We start from the raw sequence: 16,647 nt of genomic DNA on the forward strand, positions 1-16,647 counted from the left end.
TAAGTTCAGGTTGTGGCAGAATCCTAACGCCATTGCCACAGCTTGATAGCCAGTTTACGAACCCATGCTACAATGGGCTTTTGCGGTAAGGATCAGCAGCTGAGAAGTCGATCGTAAAAGGCTTTAGCTTGTTTATCTTTGGCCCGCCAAATCCAAGCTGCTTCGATTAATAAGCTACGCAAATATTGTTGCCCCAAAGGACATAGACACCCTCGGTCATGCTTACCGCCACTCTACCTAACCATGGGAGAGTGACTGTGACTGGTTCGTTCGGGGTGGAAGCGTTCGGCAGCAAATGTGGAAGTGACCACATGCCCGACACCATCAGCGGTTTTCAAGCGTTCGATGAGATTTTGTTGACCGCAAGTTATGGCTTGAGTTTTGATCTGTTTATCGATCGTTTGTTGTTCTTCGATGAGAAAGGCCAATTCCCGCAGGTGGCTGTTGAGTGTTTGGTGGGTAGCAGACACAAGCCAAGTTGGAGCAACTGTTCAATGGCTGCTTTGCTCCAATGATCAAGATGATCGGGTTCTATGACGCTGTTGGTTAAGGCAGGCCACGCATTCATTGTTTGCAGTGCCGCACGGCATCGGTCTGCTGATGACGGCGGCGGAACGCCTCTTCATGCTCTGAAGGAGTGGCAATGGGGCATATCAGGCCGGAAGCGACGAATTAAGCCAACTTACGACAAACAAGCTGATCGGGTTTGTTGGTTGGAGCGACAGGTCATGGAATACGGCTTGGCGCGGCTACGGTAATGGGTAGCCCTGCCGATTGAAGTGCACGGGCCAAACTGTAACCGGTTGGTCCAGCCTCCTGGGCAATCACTCCCACCTTCACTGACAGAGGTTGGAGTATTGGGATCCATGTGGATGGTTCCGGGGGCATAATCAGGTCGGCCAACGCCCCATCTATATCTGAGTAGAGCTACGCTCTAGCTCTGTTTATGCACATCCAGACCGATGTATACCCGGCACTCTCATAACCGCCATAAACCGTTCAAATTTGGGTATACTGAGAAGGTTGTTCGCCATATCGGTACCTCCTATTCTGGTCGGGAATTCAACTCCAGATTAACAGAGATGCTGACATGGTATTATATGCTGAAACCTGAGTGGCTTATCGGGGAGGGAGTGTCGATGCCGCTTCCTGGTCTAACATCCAGTCTACTTGCTCGTGCTGGTGAGTAATACGAGCTGCAGGAAGTCCACTGTCAGAGGCTGAGGCTGTAAGTACCCGCTGAACAATTTCTGCTTTTGCATAACCGGTTACCAAAAACGTCACACGATGTGCTGCCAAAATCATCGACTCAGTCAGGGTTATGCGTTGCTCGCCGGAGTAGGGGTTGGTGCTGATCCCACAAATACCGTTGGGCTCTTCCTCTAGCTTGCTCTCAGGAAAAAGTGAGGCGACATGACCATCTAAACCCATGCCTAGCCAGATCCAGTCAAGCTTAGGTAGGGGGGAGCCAATCAAATTGGTTTTAAGAAGTGCCGCATATCGTTCAACCTCTTTTTGCGGTCTCTCTTCACCTTTTATTCGATAGTAGGTTAAATCAGGGTGGGGGAGATCTCCCCCAATGGTACTCATCAACATGCCATGGTTACTGTCTGGGTGATTAGTGGGTACACATCGTTCATCCGCCCAATAGATAACCAGTTTGTGCCAGGGTAGGCGTTGACCTATGGTGCTGATCCCCAGAATTTCAAACAATCTTTTAGGTGTGTTTCCGCCGGATATCGCCAGATGAAAAGGGGCTTCACCTTTTGCAGCCATAGCATCTGAAAGCGCCTGGGCAAGGACCTGAGCAGTCTCCTCACTACTAGAATAAGGGGATACGGCAGCAAGAGGTTCTCTCATAAGGTCATACCTAACAGCTTTTGTGCTTTGATTAATGGTCTCTTCAAGTGCTTCGCGTACTCTGGAGGACTCAATTTTGAAGCCTTATTTAAAAGAAGATTGCGCTCACTTTGCCACAGATGCAGGATGAGGTCTATACACGGCTATGAAAAAAGCTGAGATAGGGGAAGGAAATGTTAGGAAGTGAAGCTGTGAATAAGCTGAAATTACTCTCCCCCTCTTGGGGCATATACCTGGTTTTGATGGTTTTAATCTCAGGGTGTGCGGGTTCAGCAGAGGTTAAAAAAACCAAGTCATCTCTATCTAAATTTGAAAAGTCCAAAGAAATAGGCCCCACATTAAATAAAGGGGGGCAATCCCAAGCTATCATTGCCATGCGTCAGACGATGGAGTCTGCTCAGAAAGCTGTAGAGCAGGGGCAATGGTCCACAGCTTTAAACAATACCCGTAAAAGCTACCACTACAGCGTTCAAGCGTTTGGAGCTCAGAGTCAATATGCTCAGGTAAATGCTCTGCTTCTTGCTCGAGCTTTAGCCAAACAGAGCTTCTATGCTGAGGCATCAGAACACTTCTCTTCACTAATAGCTCAACGGTTAACAGCAGAAATGCAGCAAAAGGTTGTCTGGTCATGGGTACCTGTTTTATGGCAGCAAATGAACTATGACAAAGCCGAATTGCTGATTCGACCTTTTTTAACAAACTTACCCTCATCCCAAAATGATTCTTCGGTAAAAGTACGTTCTTACCCATGGTCTAAAATCTTAAAGAAAAATGCACAGTTAAAAAATATGGATCCTGATCAGCGAAATGCCTGGTTATGGATGGAACGCCAAAACCTGCCCAGTGCGTTTATGCAAAAGAAACTCAAACAGAAAATGAACCGGTTGCAAGCTTTGGCGCGGAATAAACAGTGGGATGATTTTAATAAAGATCAAATCGTATTGATGCAAGATATTCAACAGATGCTGAGTCTTATTCACCCTGTCACCTGGGATATTCAGGGGGGGATCGCGCGTATCTATGAAAGTGCTGGTAAGTATAAAAAGGCGGAAGAGATTTGGTCTCAAATCGAAGCGAGTCGAATTTCAGTATTAGGACATACGTATGGTCGTAGTTTGGCTGTGGCAGATGCGCGGGCGCGTTTGAGTATCCAATTCGTTAAGCCAACAGAACAGATTCTTACCCAACACCGGCGTATGTTGAGTTTGTCAACTGATCGTTTAGGACGTAAGCATGAAGAGACACTCTTGCGGCACCATTTATATATATCTGCTTTGCTGGAAGCCAATCATTTGAATGTCGCTATGATTGAGGTTGGCCTAGCATTAAAGGTAGCCAAGGATCATTTGGGTGTTAAACATGAAGTGACGCAAAACCTTATACGTGAGCGGGGTCAGATCCAGTTACGACGACAAAGTTTTACGACAGCCCTTAGAAGTTTCCAGTGGTTGCTCGCATTGCAAAGAACGAACCCAGAACTTACACAAAGCCAAAGAATTGAGACCCGCTTTTTTCTGGCTTTGTGCAACCAAGGGCTGTTAGAGCATAGCCGTGCCTTGCAATGGATGAAGGAGCTTCTGCCTATGGCAGAAAAGGAGTACGGCAAGCGCGATTCACGTTATCAGGAGCTTCAAAATATTTACCAACAGATCAAAGCAGATTACAGCATGAGCTTAGGTAAGTAGTTACCCGTGCATCTTAACGCTGTGCCGTCACGTGATGAGTGGCAATGTTTGGTGTGCTCGCAGATGTCGTGTGGGGGCTATTACCCACTGCCATGTATCCAACAAATAGTGTTATGGCAATAAATAACATCCAACGAGGCCAATACAGATTATTTTCAATACGGTTTAATGAGCGCATGATCTTCTCCAAAACGGGTACATCCGAACTACCTGTGGCTTTGGTCAAACTCTAGCACGCTTCATTTATTGGTAGGCTGTCCAGGGGTGAACTCTAAGTGAACAGTGTGTGACATCAGTTGGTGAGGACTGGTAGGGTATTTGCCAGAAGAGCGGAGGGCTATGATGAGTAGGTTTATGTGTATAGCCCGGATGCACGGATAGAGGTCAATCCATGCATTGGTTGTCCAACAACAGTTGGCAACACATAGGGCCTTAGCTCGATGGGTTTAACCGAGATAATGGATCAATATTTCCCGCCTGTGAGTAAAAAAAATAACACTCAGTAATATTTTAAAGGACACCCAAGCTGCTCTTCGTCTTCTTGATACCTTTTGGTCAAAGGCAAAAAAAGGGGCCGCACAATGGCGGCCCGGAAGGGTTGCTTCGATTTGGTGGCGCTATTTATCCGCCGCCCAATGCTTGCTCTTCTTTGTTCATACCCAAAGGTAATCTATGTGCGATGCCTTTGTGGCAGTCGATACAGGTCTTGCCAGCAGCAAATCCGCGACGGTGATTGTCAAAACCACGGGTTCCCTGCTTGGTGAAATCCATGGATTGGAAGTCATGACAGTTACGACATTCGCGAGAGTCGGTCTCTTTCATCGCTTTCCATACCCGACGGGCCATGGTTAAACGATGTTCATCAAACTTCTCTGGCGTATCCACTGTACCTAAAGCCCAATGGTAGAGCTCATTACTGGCCTGAATTTTACGGCGCAGTTTGTAGAGCCACTCCTTTGGTACGTGGCAGTCTGGGCAGGTTGCACGAACACCACTGGCATTATTGTAGTGCACACTGTCCTGATACTCTGCATAAACATTGTCACGCATTTCATGACATGTAATGCAGAAACTCTCTGTATTCGTCAGCTCTAACACCCAGTGGAAACCGCCCCAAAAGACGATACCTACGAAGATGAGGACGGCCGAAGCAACGAGGCCTGCTGATTTAATACGGTCCCAAGGACCATCCTTGTAGACGATGAATGCCATCTCGCGATCTCCTTAATTCCGGAATCGGTTAGGGATGGGGAACGATACGCTGTTCAGTATTAGTCTGAATTAGCGTAGTGCATCCACCGGTTTAAAGGAGTTCTCCACCAAAGGCCGTGCATTACGCTGGGGCACATGGCACTGGGTGCAGAAGTAACGTCCAGGTGAGACATCAGCTAACTCACTACCGTAGCGGTCACGGAAATGGGTTAAACTGATCTTTGTAGCACCAGACTGCTTGTAGGTATCCCAGCTATGGCAACTCAAGCAGCGGTTTTGCCGCAGATTGATGCGATACTGTTCTACCGAGTGGGGGATCAGCGGGGGCTGTTGTAGATAGTCCCGTTTGATCGGTTTTTGATCTTCTCTCCACTTCTTGAAGACGGGTGCCGCGGAGTTACTCTCCAGGCTTTGTACCCCGCGTAGGGATTGAACCCCCCCTTCGTTGGCCGACGTTGTGGCGACCACACCCACCAGGGCGAAGCAGGCCATCCATCCCATTACCATCCATCTCGCGAAACCGTTCATAGCGCCACCTTAGCTCGTTTCTGAGGGCCTAACTTTAACCCCAAAGTTGAAGATTGATTGGGGGCAAACATCTATACAGCGACCACAATTGGTACAGTTGATCGCATTAATAACCGGGCCTTGTCCATCTACCGCTTTAAGGGCCGGTTTAAGAACCTGTGGTTCAGGGCAGACTAAATAACAGTCCATACAGTCATCGCACTCATCACGCGTCGGGGTTTGTACCCTTAGCGGTGACCACCTGCCAAGCAGGCTATAAAGTGCTCCGTGTGGACAAAGCCGACCGCACCATCCTTGAGGACTTACCAGTAGTTCCCAAAGGAACAGCGCAACCGCTGCCATCCAGCCAAAGCCAATTCCAAAGATCAATCCCCGTTGTACCATTGAAACAGGGTTGATTAACTCCCACGCAAGTTGGCCGGTTACTAGTGACATGACTAACACCAGTCCAAGAACCACATAGCGTGTATTGCGTTTAGGCCGCCAACCACCCCGGAAACCCAAAGTGCGTCGTACCCATCCTGCAAAATCGCTTACAACGTTAAGTGGGCAAACCCAGCTACAAAACAGTCGCCCCCCAACAAGCATATACAACACCACAATCAGAAGTGTGCCCAGGAGGGCATCTTGGGCTAATTGATGCCCAGAGAACCACGATTGCAACTGAATAAAGGGATCACTCAATGGAATCACTTCAAACAGTGTGCTAGATGCCATGTTGCCTTTGGCTATCCAAACACCCAACCATGGCCCACTCCAAAAGAGTGCAAAGACCAGTATTTGTGAAAACCTTCGGAGGATTAGCCATTTATAAGCTTTAATCCAACCTTTTTCTTGTCTCGCTTCAACCCCTGGAAGTCGGCTCATGGCTGATCTCCAGGTCGGCGAATGGGTAATTTAATAAGATCCGGTAGCAGGGACTCCCCTTGCTTATCCTTCTCTTCCCAACCCAATTTATAGTGCTCAGCAGAAGCGCCTTTAGCTAGCTCAATAGGCATAACTTTGATGGCAGCTTTAGGTAGAACACACCCTTCTTCACATTTGCCACACCCTGTGCAGTGCTCAGAGTGGACAGTCGGGATAAACTTAGCGTGATGTCCGCTGCGTAAATCACGACGCATCTCCAGGGTTATCGCTTTGTCGATGGCCGGACAAACCCGGTAACAGACATCACAACGAAGCCCCAAGAAGTTTAAACATGTCTCTTGGTCAGACAATACCGCAATGCCCATTCGTGCATCATCGATCTCTTTTAAACTTCGATCCAAAGCACCCGTCGGGCAAGCCGGGACACATGGTATATCTTCACACATTTCACAAGGCCCAGTTCGCGCTTCAAAGAAGGGTGTTCCTAACGCTTCTTCATCACCGGGTTGTGCCAATTTAAGAATCTTATACGGGCAAGCTCTCACACAGAGTCCACACCGTACACAAGCTTTTAAAAAATCATCTTCTACCAAGGCTCCTGGCGGTCTTAATGACTGTGCAGGCATGGCTGAAGCTGTCTTAGCGTGTGTCCACAGTAGAGAGCCAAAAACGGCACTTCCTGCAACGCCTCGAGCTAAATTCTGAAAAAAACCGCGACGATCAACACCTTTATCATCGCTTTCCTGTGGGGGGGTAACGGGTTCTTCCATCACTGTTCCTTCATGCCAAGCCAGATGTGGTGCCCGTCAAGCGGGCACCAACATCTAACCTGATCTGAACCGCTACCCCACCCGGTCTTCTATGAGACCTCCCTGGCGATTCATTTATGGTGAATCGAAAGCTAGGCTTTCAGTACTTTGACTGAACACTTCTTATAGTCAGTCTCTTTCGAAATGGGGCACGTTGCATCCAGTGTCAGTTTGTTGATCAGACGCGAAGCGTCAAACCAAGGCACATAGATCAGACCCTCTGGAACCCGGTTACGGCCACGGGTTTCAATGCGTGCCGTGATCTCACCGCGGCGTGATACCAGCTTGGCTGACATGCCCCGCTTAAGGCCGCGTTTTTTCGCGTCACTTGGGTGCATATAAACCATGGCGTCAGGCATTGCTCGGTGCAGTTCTGGTACACGACGTGTCATAGAGCCTGAGTGCCAGTGCTCGAGTACACGACCTGTGCAGAGCCACAGATCATATTCCTGATCAGGTACTTCTGCTGGTGGCTCGTAGGGTAAGGCAAATGCCCATGCCTTGCCATCAGGCTTACCGTAGAAGCGTACACCTTCACCTTTAGGCACGTAGGGATCATAACCTTCACGGAAGCGCCACAGTGTCTCTTTGCCATCAACCACAGGCCAGCGCAGACCGCGAGCTTGGTGGTAAGTATCAAAGTCTGCCAAGTCATGGGCATGACCGCGGCCAAAGTAGGCATACTCTTCAAACAGACCTTTTTGAACGTAGAAGCCAAAATCTTTTGACTCTTCGTTATCAAAGCCTTCGGCTGTTTCAGAGAGAGGGAATTTATCCACCTGACCGTTGGCAAAGAGTATGTCAAACAGCGTTTTGCCTTTAAGCTCTGGTGCTTTAGCAATCAGATCAGCAGGCCAAACTTCCTCTACCTTGAAGCGCTTAGAGAACTCCATCAGCTGCCATAGGTCAGATTTTGCCTCACCTGGAGCAGGGATCTGCTGACGCCAGAACTGGGTGCGGCGTTCAGCATTACCGTAGGCACCTTCTTTTTCAACCCACATTGCGGTCGGAAGAATAAGGTCAGCTGCCTGTGCGGTTACCGTTGGATATGGATCAGACACAACGATGAAGTTTTGAGGATTACGATACCCAGGGTAGGTTTCCTCATTCATGTTGGCTGCAGCTTGCATATTGTTGTTACACATCACCCAATAGGCATTGAGCTGACCATCTTTAAGCTTTCGGTTCTGCAGAGCAGCGTGGTAGCCCACTTTGCCTGGAATGGTTCCTTCTGGAACTTTCCAATGCTTTTCGCAGATATCACGGTGCTTTTTCTTTGCCACAACCATGTCTGCAGGAAGACGGTGACAGAACGTTCCTACTTCACGTGCTGTTCCACAAGCAGAAGGCTGACCTGTCAGTGAGAAGGGGCTGTTGCCAGGCTCAGAAATCTTACCGGTGAGCAAGTGCAGGTTGTAGACAAGGTTGTTCTGCCATGTACCACGGGTGTGCTGGTTCATACCCATGGTCCAGAGCGACATGACCTTGCGGTCTGGGTCGGCATAAATCTCTGCAAGTTCAGTCAGCTGACGCTCAGATACACCAGAGATCTCGCTGGCTTTTTTAACATCATATTCAGAGACAAACTCAGCAAACTGTTCGAACGTAATAGGCTTAGAACCAATGGTGTCTTTACGAGACTTATTGTTCTTTGCTTTCTTCTCACGTTCATCACTGGGACGCAGACCGTAACCGATGTCGGTATTACCCAAGCGGAAGTTTACGTGCTTAGTGATGAAGTCCTTGTTGTAGGTCCCCTTCTTAATCACGTAGTTCGCGATGAAGTTGGCAATGGCCAAATCACTTTGCGGGTTAAATACGATACCCAGATCTGCCAAGTCAAAGCAGCGGTGCTGGTATGTAGAGAGTACAGCAACCTTAGCATTGGGCTTGGTCAAACGCGTATTGGTCAGACGTGACCAAAGAATGGGGTGCATTTCTGCCATGTTTGAGCCCCAGAGCACAAAAGCGTCTGCATGCTCGAGGTCATCGTAGCAACCCATGGGCTCATCAATACCAAAGGTACGGATAAAGCCCGCAACAGCAGAGGCCATACAGTGACGTGCATTGGGATCAATATGGTTTGAACGGAAGCCGGCTTTCATCAGCTTAGCAGCCGCGTAGCCTTCCCAAACTGTCCATTGGCCTGAACCGAACATGCCCACTGGAGGCATTTTTCCAGAATCCAAGCCTTTTTTAAGTGACTTTTTGAACTGATCAGCCATGACATCAAAAGCTTCATCCCATGATACTTCATGGAAGTCACCATTCTTGTCATATTTACCGGCTGATTTCCGCAGTAACGGCTTAGACAAACGGTCTTTGCCATATGGGATTTTGGAAAGAAAATACCCTTTAATGCAGTTCAATCCGCGGTTGACTGGGGCATCGGGGTCACCTTGGGTGGCAACGATGCGGTCATTCTTGGTACCCACCAAGATACTACAGCCAGTGCCGCAGAAACGACAGGGTGCCTTATCCCAACGGATGGCGCTGTTGGGAGCAGCTTCAGCCTCACTGGGCACCGCTGCGGGCAAACCTGCTGCAGCCGCTGCCGCAGCAATGGCATTGGCCTTGATGTACTCTCGCCTGCTGAGCTTCACGATGCCATCTCCTTCTGGGATGCCTCGGATTCCGTGGGATCCGAATATTGATAGACAGGGGTAGCGTCTAAGACGCCTGTTAAATCACGAATTTGTTCCATATTATCGGCCAGGGATCGGAACCGATCACTTTCCAATGTAACGACCAACCTACCATCTCCACCATCGACATGTATTTCCACACCGGGGATGGAGACAATTTGATCGCTAATCTCAACTCTTTGGTCGGGTCTCACTTGGACCACGGCGCTCATAAGGTGCATGGGGCAACCTCATCTGTTAATGGCGTCTGGGGGAGGGATACTGTTCCCTCCAGTGCAACAACCGTTAATGTACCCACAGGGCAGGGTGTGACACAAGCACCACAACCATTACATAGGGAAGCATCTATTTCCGGCTTGGCAATTCCGCCCAAACTAGGTGGAAAACGGATTGCCATTGGTTCACAAACATCTCGGCAACTTTGGCACGTAACCCCTTTTAGAGGTAAGCAATCTTCAGGTATCTGTGCTAAACGTTGCCAAACGGGTGAAACATCAAGTGAGAGTGCTCCTGGCTGACACACTTCAACACACTTTTCACAAAAATCACACTCACCCAGTTTGTAGTCAACTTGAGGGTAGCCACCCTCTCCGCGGACCAGTATATGCGTTGGGCAGGCATCCAAGCAGTGGTCACACCGATCACAACGGTTGAGAAATGCTCTCTCCCCTCGGGCCCAGGGGGGACGTAGGATCGTCGGGTGGTCCTTTTTAACCGACCCCCTTAGAAGATCTCGACGTCTTAATTGTGCAGCCATCCCTGTCTCCAAATTGCTGTGCCTTGGTGCGTAATTGTGCTTATCCTCTGCTCAGGGTGAGATGATGTGTATCAAGAGTTGCGTTTTTTTTAGAGGATTAGCAAGTTTTTTTTATTCCCATGCTTTGAAAATTGATCCAGGTTAAGTCTTTGGATTGAAAAGTAAAATTTAATATATAAGATTTAGTATATGCTTATTTTGTGCTGCGGAATGTTATTTGATGTTCTGGAAGGGGGGCGTAATGTATCGATTCTTTTTCAAGAAAACAATCTTATAAGTTAGACGTTAAAGGCAGGAAGATAAGGTAGTTCTTGACTTAATAGGTTAAAATAGTCAGATTTGGGTTTCATATCTTTCGTCTTAGTGTAAGTTTTTCTTGGAATAAAACGGCTCTTCATGATTAACGTTATTTTTGGATGAGTTGCAAAACCAAAATTGCAAATGTCATGGCTGTGTTAATGGTTCAAGTTCTTGCTTATTCTAACGAAAGCTCTGGTTCTGGTCTGTTTTGTCGAGGTTAGGATGTCACCAGTTAAAACACTTCACGTTGAGTTGACTTTATGAAACGGTCTCTAACGATTTCACTGGTTGGGGTTCTTCTGCTTTCCTCCTTACCCGTTATGGCCTTCTCTCAAGAGAGTCAAAATCTTGAAGATGAAATGGCAGACCTCGAGAATTTACTCAATGTACTTGAGGAACAAACAGAGATTGCCACTAAAACCCGCATGAATATCGACTTTGTACCCGGTTTGGTTACGGTGCTACATGGTAAAGATATGATGGAAAAGGGGGTGCAATCGGTTTGGGCTGCTTTACGTTTTGTTCCGGGCATTGAACCTTCCTTAGATAAAACAGGTGGTAAACAGGTTTTGGTTCGTGGTGTTGGGGGTGGTTTTGGCTCAGGCAACATGAAACTTATGCTCAATGGTGTTCCGCTCAATGCCACTTTGGCGGCAACCGCGGACCCTGTTTTAAACATGCCCATTGAGCAAATTAAGCAAATTGAAGTTATTCGGGGTCCAGGATCTGCTGTGCATGGTGAATTTGCCTATGCTGGTGTGATCAATGTCATTACACACACTGAACTCAACCAAACCTTTGCCAGGGCAGGATCATTTGACACTTATGTGTTGGGTGGTATGGGTAAGTGGCAACCCAAGCATAAAAAATGGTCCCTTAGCTATAACTTCTCTGCCGGACACTCCCAGGGCAACCGCCAATTTTATGCGGATGATGCGCTGTGGAATAACCCTTCCTACACTGGCACCCAAGCTCAAACCAATACACCCGGTTATACCAACGAAGATCTTCAAGAACGTACTTTTTTAATGGATTTTGTCCATGGTGATTATGGGCTTTCATTTAAATATCTAGAGGATGGTCATGGAGACTTTTACGGGACCGTTCATGCACTTTCTGAAGAGAACAGTGGCATCTCTTACCGCAATAGATATGTCAGCTTAGAGGGGCGAGCTGCTTGGGATGTGGCAGAAAATGGAAAGCTCGATACCAAAGCGGGTTGGGTTCATTATAGTAATTTTTACGACATCATGTTGATGCCATATTATCAGGTCAATGTTCTCGGTGTTATCTATCCGAATGGCTATAACTCAGTCGGTAAATATAATGAGGACAAGATTTATTTGAATGGTGACTTCTCCTTCCAGTTTGGAAAACATGATCTCATGGCTGGCTTTGCTGTGAGCCATTTATGGGTAGGGGAGTCCTGGCAGGAAAATAATGTGACACCAGCTGGGGTGAATCTGGGTACGGTTATGCAGAGATTCACCTATGAAGATGGGTTGAAGTGGCCTTCTCAGCATTGGCGCCGTACAGTCATGAGTTTGTCTGCTCAAGATGCTTATCGGGTTAATGATGATATTACCATTACCGGTGGTATTCGCTTAGATCACTATGATGATTTTGGTGCCAGTATTACCCCACGGTTGGCCGGTGTCTGGCGTTTGAATGATAAGCACATTCTTAAAGCACAATATGCGCAATCATTTCGCCCGCCTACTTTCTACGAAATGTCTTGGGATCAGACGCTTCAACCCCAGCGAAACCATACCGCGGAACTGTCCTATATTTTTAAAGGGGTGAAAAATGAGTTGCGGGGTACGCTGTTCACTTCTCGACTGAAAAATACCATTCGGGCAGACAGCCTTGTTGGGTTTGTTGCCAGTAGTGGCGTACACCAACGTGGTGTTGAAGTAGAAGGGGTCCATCGGGTCAATTCCCGTTTGAAGTTTGAGGGGAACGCCAGCTATGTCTATGCAGATGATCAAGAGAACAATATCCGCTCACCTGGTGCTGCGGATAAAATGGCCAATTTAAGCGTGACTTATGAACCAACGGATGAGATGACCATAACCAGTTGGTTGAGGCATGTGGGGAAGCGCTATCGAGAGTATAACGATACGCGGACAGATCTTGAAGGGTATGAAACCTTATCCTTGACCTGGACGGTACGGAAAGTTTTGAACATTAATGGCCTGACATTACGCGCAGGAGTTGATAACCTGTTTGATGAATTGGTTCGGTATCCAGCTTTGCTTGCCTATGATGATATTCCAAGGGTGCTTGGCGCTGCTACCGGGGACTATTTTCCCTCCTATAATGGAGACCGAGTACGTCCGGGCCGCACTTTCTGGGTCGGTATAACAAAATCTTTTTAAAGGTATTTCGGCTATATGTGCCGAGTGAAAGTAGGGTATAAAAAAGAACAAAACAAAAGGTTGTTCATTAAGTTTATTTTTCCGATTATTTTGGTCACCCTTTTGTTAAGCCCCTTGTATGGTCTCCCCTTTGCGGGAGAGCAAGAGGACAGACGCTTAAATGTTGGATTTAAGTTGTTTCCCTCCTTCTTGTCTGCGGATCGTAATCTTACCTCTAAATTAAATGCGGATGGCCAACTGCACCTGCTTATCTTGTATCGCACGGAGCAGGATAGGGCAGATGCCTTGGTGCGTGTCATGCGTAACCGTGGGAAGTTACGCGGAAAATCCATTCATGTCGAAGCGGTAAAGCTTAAGCAGCTCTCCTCATATCATAATCAGCAATTGGCAGGTTTGTTTCTAAGCCAGTCAGCCGATGAAGATTTACCGCATATCATAAAATTTGCACGCCACCAAAAAGTGATCTTGATCTCACCTTTTAAAGGGGATGTCGAGGCGGGGGTGAGTGGCGGCTTGTCTATTACCGATCGCGTTTTGCCTTATATCAATATGGGGGCTCTTAAAGCGTCTGGGATTCAGTTGAAATCCTTCTTTTTAAGGGTGGCCAAACGCTATGAGTAAACCTGTGCAAAATGGAGCCCTAATGAAACGAGGGAGAAAGGGGAATGTGACACTCCTTTTCCCCTTAGTTGGCTTTTTAGTCTTATTGCTAATGACTGGCTACTGGCTCTATGAGTTGGAGCCGAAGTTAGATGCCAATAGTGAATCCCACGCCCGAACACTGGCTGGTTATCAAGCCCGTGTCCTGGCAGATGCCCTGCAGCCTGTTAATGGCTACTATGACCCCGCCCGTCTGGAGGGGGCCATAGATGAGATCTTGATTGTTAAAGAGCCCATTACTGGTACACCGATTGTCTTAGGGCTACGGGTTGAGGTTGATTATGACATGGTGCCTGCACCAGGTGGCAGTTTGGACAAAGAGAAAGGTCAAGTAGATTGCCAGCGGTGTTTTCTGACCACCGTACCTTTGTATGACAAAATGAGTGGTGAGCTTCTGGGCATTGCAGAATTTTATGCCAACACAGCCTTTCAGCGGAGTTTAAAGGGGGATGTCCGCTTTAAACTGTTGCTCGGTACTTTTTTCATTTTAATCGTCTTAGCATGGCTATGGCGGATGGTGTGGATATCTATTGAACGTGAGCGAAGAAGTGAACGAAGTACCCGTGCCATCTTTGAGGTTGCACCATTCCCTATGATCTTGGTTGGTATGAAAGATGGGCGCTTACGGCGTAGTAATCGTGCGGCTCATCAATTCTTTAAGGTGGCCGAAGATCTTCCCATTTCTTACCCAGCCTCAGCGTTGTTTGTTGATCCTGATGTTTTTAAACAGATACGTCAGCGTCTGCAAGCTGGTGAATCTGTAAGGCATGAGGAGTTTCAAGTTAGGGACCTGGAGGCACATAACAGCTGGTCTTTGGTCTCGGCTTATGCCTTGGAAGATGATGCTGGTGACCAGCTGATGGTGCTGGGGTTTGCTGAAATTACCACACTTAAACAGGTCCAGGCTGATTTAACCCAAGCCAAAGAAGAAGCTGAGGAAGCCACACGGGCTAAAAGTGCATTCTTAGCCAATATGAGTCATGAAATTCGGACGCCCATGAACTCTGTTATTGGTTTTTCTCATCTGGCTTTAAAAACCAAACTGGATAAGCAACAGCAGGATTATTTGACCAAAATTCTCTTTTCAGCCCGATCACTCCTGGGGTTGATTGGCGACATACTCGATTTTTCGAAGATTGAGGCGGGTAAACTTGAAATTGAAACGCTCTCTTTCACTTTGGATGAGGTGCTTGAAAGTGTCGCCAACCTCAATGCCAACCGTGCAGAAGAAAAAGGCTTAGAGCTGGTATTAACCCATAGTAACGATGTTCCACAAGCGCTCATTGGTGATCCCTTACGTCTGGGTCAAGTTCTAACCAATTTGGTTGCCAATGCTGTGAAGTTCACGCAGAAGGGATCTGTGGAAATTTTAGTGGAGCCTCTGGAGCAGGATGAAGCCTCGGCACTTATTCAGTTCCATGTGACCGATAGTGGTATTGGTATGACCTCTGAGCAAGCGGCTCAGTTGTTTACCCCGTTCACGCAAGTTGATATTTCGCATACCCGTCGTTTTGGTGGTACGGGTCTTGGTTTGGCCATTTGCCATAACTTGGTTGAAATGATGGGTGGAAAAATCTCTGTCAGCAGTCAGCCAGAGGTGGGGAGTCGGTTCACCTTTTCGGCCCGGTTTGGTATGCAGCTGGCACAGAACATCAAGTGTGACCTCTCCTCGGCCTTGGGTTCTAAAAAAATACTCTTGGTTGAAAGCCCCTGTCAGGCACGAACCGCGCTTCTTCGCAATTTACAGGGTTTAAAAGCCTTGGTTGATGTTGTACCTGATCGTGCGGCACTTTTGGCGCGCTTGAATGCGGCAGAAGAGGGTGAGATTGGTATGGTTATCTATAGTTGGCAGCAGTTTGAACATGGCGCATTAGAGGGGGGATTGCCAAGGCTTCAAACACGTTTACAGCTGCCACCCAAACAACTTCTGCTGGCACCTGCTTTTAAAGTGGCCGCTTTGCAAGCCCGAGCTGAGCAGTATGGGCTAGATGGTGTTGTTTCAATAGCCTGTAGCCCAAGTGTTTTAGGCAAAAACATTGGCTTACTCTTGGCAGGTAAGTTTGAGGACACATCTTTGGTGCCTATTCGTGATGCCCTGACACAGGAGGGGTATCCCCCCAAATGGTTGCAAGGTGGTAAGGTGCTGTTGGTCGAAGATAACCCCATTAACCAACAGGTTGCGCAAGAACTCTTGGAGCAGTGCGGGCTGGATGTCAGCATTGCCAACCAAGGGCAGGAAGCCTTGGATGCCCTGCAAGGTCGTACCTTTGATCTGGTGCTTATGGATATTCAAATGCCTGTGATGGATGGGTATGAAGCGACCAAGCGTATTCGACAGCTACCCCAGGGTAAGCAGTTACCAATCATTGCCATGACAGCGCATGCCATGTCTGGGGATGCCGACCGATCGTTAGAGGCTGGTATGCAAGGGCACCTGACCAAGCCAATAGAAATCCAGCCCCTCTATGATATGTTAGGTAAATGGATGCACCCAAACCATCCTGTTGAAGAGAGCGTGGAAGCCGATAAAGGTAAAGTAAAATCAGTTAAAAAAATGGATGGCGAAGGTTCGCAGATGTGGCCTCCTGTTTCATTTCCTGCTGGAATTGATCCTGGTAGAGTGCCCTCACACCTTCTTAAACGGCCAGAGCTCTTTACCAAGCTTTTGGATCAATATCTACAGTTAAATGAGGGGCTCCCTGAACGTCTGCGAGAGCATTGGCAGCAATTGGGTGAGGATGAAGACTTGCACAAACAAGTGCATACTCTCAAAGGCAGCGCTTTAAGTATTGGTGCCAGTATGGTGGCTCAGTCATGCCAAAATTGGGAAAAATCCCCTGATGATCTTTCCTTTAATCTCATGATTAAATCATTGCAGAGCTTGTTGGATGGTATCCGCAAGGGGAAGGCCGATATTTAATCCTTTGGCTTAACGCTTGATTGGGC

Annotated in this window: 13 protein-coding genes and 1 pseudogene; 5 read left to right on the top strand and 9 right to left on the bottom strand. The window is 47.7% G+C overall.

The window, feature by feature from the left end; genetic code table 11:
• Positions 1 to 92: 92 nt before the first annotated feature.
• Positions 93 to 221, bottom strand: a pseudogene (locus V5T57_RS20985) (transposase); the annotation flags it as partial.
• A 90-nt stretch (positions 222 to 311) separates the two neighbouring features.
• Between V5T57_RS20985 and V5T57_RS15090 the strand changes: the two are divergent.
• Positions 312 to 515 carry a hypothetical protein gene (locus tag V5T57_RS15090; protein WP_332892072.1) on the top strand — a complete coding sequence of 68 codons (204 nt, stop codon included), beginning with the start codon at positions 312 to 314 and terminating at the stop codon, positions 513 to 515.
• Between the two features lie 604 nt (positions 516 to 1,119).
• Here the strand turns inward: V5T57_RS15090 and pgl are convergent.
• Positions 1,120 to 1,860 carry a 6-phosphogluconolactonase gene (pgl, locus tag V5T57_RS15095; RefSeq protein WP_332892073.1) on the bottom strand — a complete coding sequence of 247 codons (741 nt, stop codon included), beginning with the start codon at positions 1,858 to 1,860 and terminating at the stop codon, positions 1,120 to 1,122.
• Between the two features lie 173 nt (positions 1,861 to 2,033).
• Between pgl and V5T57_RS15100 the strand changes: the two genes are divergently transcribed.
• Positions 2,034 to 3,545: a hypothetical protein gene (locus V5T57_RS15100; RefSeq protein WP_332892074.1), complete on the top strand. Its 1,512-nt coding sequence runs from the start codon at positions 2,034 to 2,036 to the stop codon at positions 3,543 to 3,545.
• A gap of 621 nt (positions 3,546 to 4,166) precedes the next feature.
• On the opposite strand, the gene V5T57_RS15105 is transcribed toward V5T57_RS15100, so the two are convergent.
• The 7 genes from V5T57_RS15105 to napF all read right to left on the bottom strand — a co-directional run bounded on the left by V5T57_RS15105 (position 4,167) and on the right by napF (position 10,363).
• Positions 4,167 to 4,757: a NapC/NirT family cytochrome c gene (locus tag V5T57_RS15105; RefSeq protein WP_332892075.1), complete on the bottom strand. Its 591-nt coding sequence runs from the start codon at positions 4,755 to 4,757 to the stop codon at positions 4,167 to 4,169.
• A gap of 69 nt (positions 4,758 to 4,826) precedes the next feature.
• Positions 4,827 to 5,258 carry a nitrate reductase cytochrome c-type subunit gene (locus V5T57_RS15110; RefSeq protein ID WP_442918223.1) on the bottom strand — a complete coding sequence of 144 codons (432 nt, stop codon included), beginning with the start codon at positions 5,256 to 5,258 and terminating at the stop codon, positions 4,827 to 4,829.
• A 36-nt stretch (positions 5,259 to 5,294) separates the two neighbouring features.
• Positions 5,295 to 6,152, bottom strand: coding sequence for a quinol dehydrogenase ferredoxin subunit NapH (gene napH / locus V5T57_RS15115; protein WP_332892077.1), 858 nt, complete (start codon positions 6,150 to 6,152; stop codon positions 5,295 to 5,297).
• Positions 6,149 to 6,922, bottom strand: coding sequence for a ferredoxin-type protein NapG (gene napG, locus V5T57_RS15120; RefSeq protein ID WP_332892078.1), 774 nt, complete (start codon positions 6,920 to 6,922; stop codon positions 6,149 to 6,151). The genes napH and napG overlap by 4 nt, the downstream gene beginning before the upstream one ends.
• 131 nt (positions 6,923 to 7,053) lie before the next feature.
• Positions 7,054 to 9,564, bottom strand: coding sequence for a nitrate reductase catalytic subunit NapA (gene napA / locus V5T57_RS15125; RefSeq protein WP_332892079.1), 2,511 nt, complete (start codon positions 9,562 to 9,564; stop codon positions 7,054 to 7,056).
• Entirely contained in the window at positions 9,561 to 9,827 is a 267-nt protein-coding gene (locus V5T57_RS15130) for a chaperone NapD (RefSeq protein ID WP_332892080.1), read from the bottom strand. Before V5T57_RS15130 ends, napA begins: the two co-directional genes overlap by 4 nt.
• Complete coding sequence (gene napF, locus V5T57_RS15135; protein WP_332892081.1) at positions 9,815 to 10,363, bottom strand: ferredoxin-type protein NapF; 549 nt, start codon at positions 10,361 to 10,363, stop codon at positions 9,815 to 9,817. The genes V5T57_RS15130 and napF overlap by 13 nt, the downstream gene beginning before the upstream one ends.
• Before the next feature lie 560 nt (positions 10,364 to 10,923).
• Between napF and V5T57_RS15140 the strand changes: the two genes are divergently transcribed.
• The 3 genes from V5T57_RS15140 (at position 10,924) to V5T57_RS15150 (ending at position 16,621) form a co-directional block, all read left to right on the top strand.
• The gene (locus tag V5T57_RS15140) at positions 10,924 to 13,041 is read left to right on the top strand and encodes a TonB-dependent receptor plug domain-containing protein (protein WP_332892082.1); all 2,118 of its coding nucleotides are present in this window, start codon (positions 10,924 to 10,926) and stop codon (positions 13,039 to 13,041) included.
• Positions 13,042 to 13,215: 174 nt separating this feature from the next.
• Positions 13,216 to 13,662 (top strand): YfiR family protein, encoded by a 447-nt coding sequence (locus V5T57_RS15145; protein ID WP_332892083.1) that lies wholly within the window; start codon positions 13,216 to 13,218, stop codon positions 13,660 to 13,662.
• 22 nt (positions 13,663 to 13,684) lie between these two features.
• Entirely contained in the window at positions 13,685 to 16,621 is a 2,937-nt protein-coding gene (locus tag V5T57_RS15150; protein WP_332892084.1) for a response regulator, read from the top strand.
• Positions 16,622 to 16,647: the final 26 nt, after the last annotated feature.

The sequence above is a fragment of the Magnetococcus sp. PR-3 genome, from assembly GCF_036689865.1.
Taxonomy (GTDB): Bacteria; Pseudomonadota; Magnetococcia; order Magnetococcales; family Magnetococcaceae; genus Magnetococcus.

Coding starts and splice junctions, on each gene's coding strand:
- V5T57_RS15090 (WP_332892072.1), top strand. CDS start 312: ATGCCCGACACCATCAGCGGTTTTCAAGCGTTCGATGAGATTTTGTTG.
- pgl (WP_332892073.1), bottom strand. CDS start 1,860: ATGAGAGAACCTCTTGCTGCCGTATCCCCTTATTCTAGTAGTGAGGAG.
- V5T57_RS15100 (WP_332892074.1), top strand. CDS start 2,034: ATGTTAGGAAGTGAAGCTGTGAATAAGCTGAAATTACTCTCCCCCTCT.
- V5T57_RS15105 (WP_332892075.1), bottom strand. CDS start 4,757: ATGGCATTCATCGTCTACAAGGATGGTCCTTGGGACCGTATTAAATCA.
- V5T57_RS15110 (WP_442918223.1), bottom strand. CDS start 5,258: ATGGGATGGATGGCCTGCTTCGCCCTGGTGGGTGTGGTCGCCACAACG.
- napH (WP_332892077.1), bottom strand. CDS start 6,152: ATGAGCCGACTTCCAGGGGTTGAAGCGAGACAAGAAAAAGGTTGGATT.
- napG (WP_332892078.1), bottom strand. CDS start 6,922: ATGGAAGAACCCGTTACCCCCCCACAGGAAAGCGATGATAAAGGTGTT.
- V5T57_RS15130 (WP_332892080.1), bottom strand. CDS start 9,827: ATGCACCTTATGAGCGCCGTGGTCCAAGTGAGACCCGACCAAAGAGTT.
- napF (WP_332892081.1), bottom strand. CDS start 10,363: ATGGCTGCACAATTAAGACGTCGAGATCTTCTAAGGGGGTCGGTTAAA.
- V5T57_RS15140 (WP_332892082.1), top strand. CDS start 10,924: ATGAAACGGTCTCTAACGATTTCACTGGTTGGGGTTCTTCTGCTTTCC.
- V5T57_RS15150 (WP_332892084.1), top strand. CDS start 13,685: ATGAAACGAGGGAGAAAGGGGAATGTGACACTCCTTTTCCCCTTAGTT.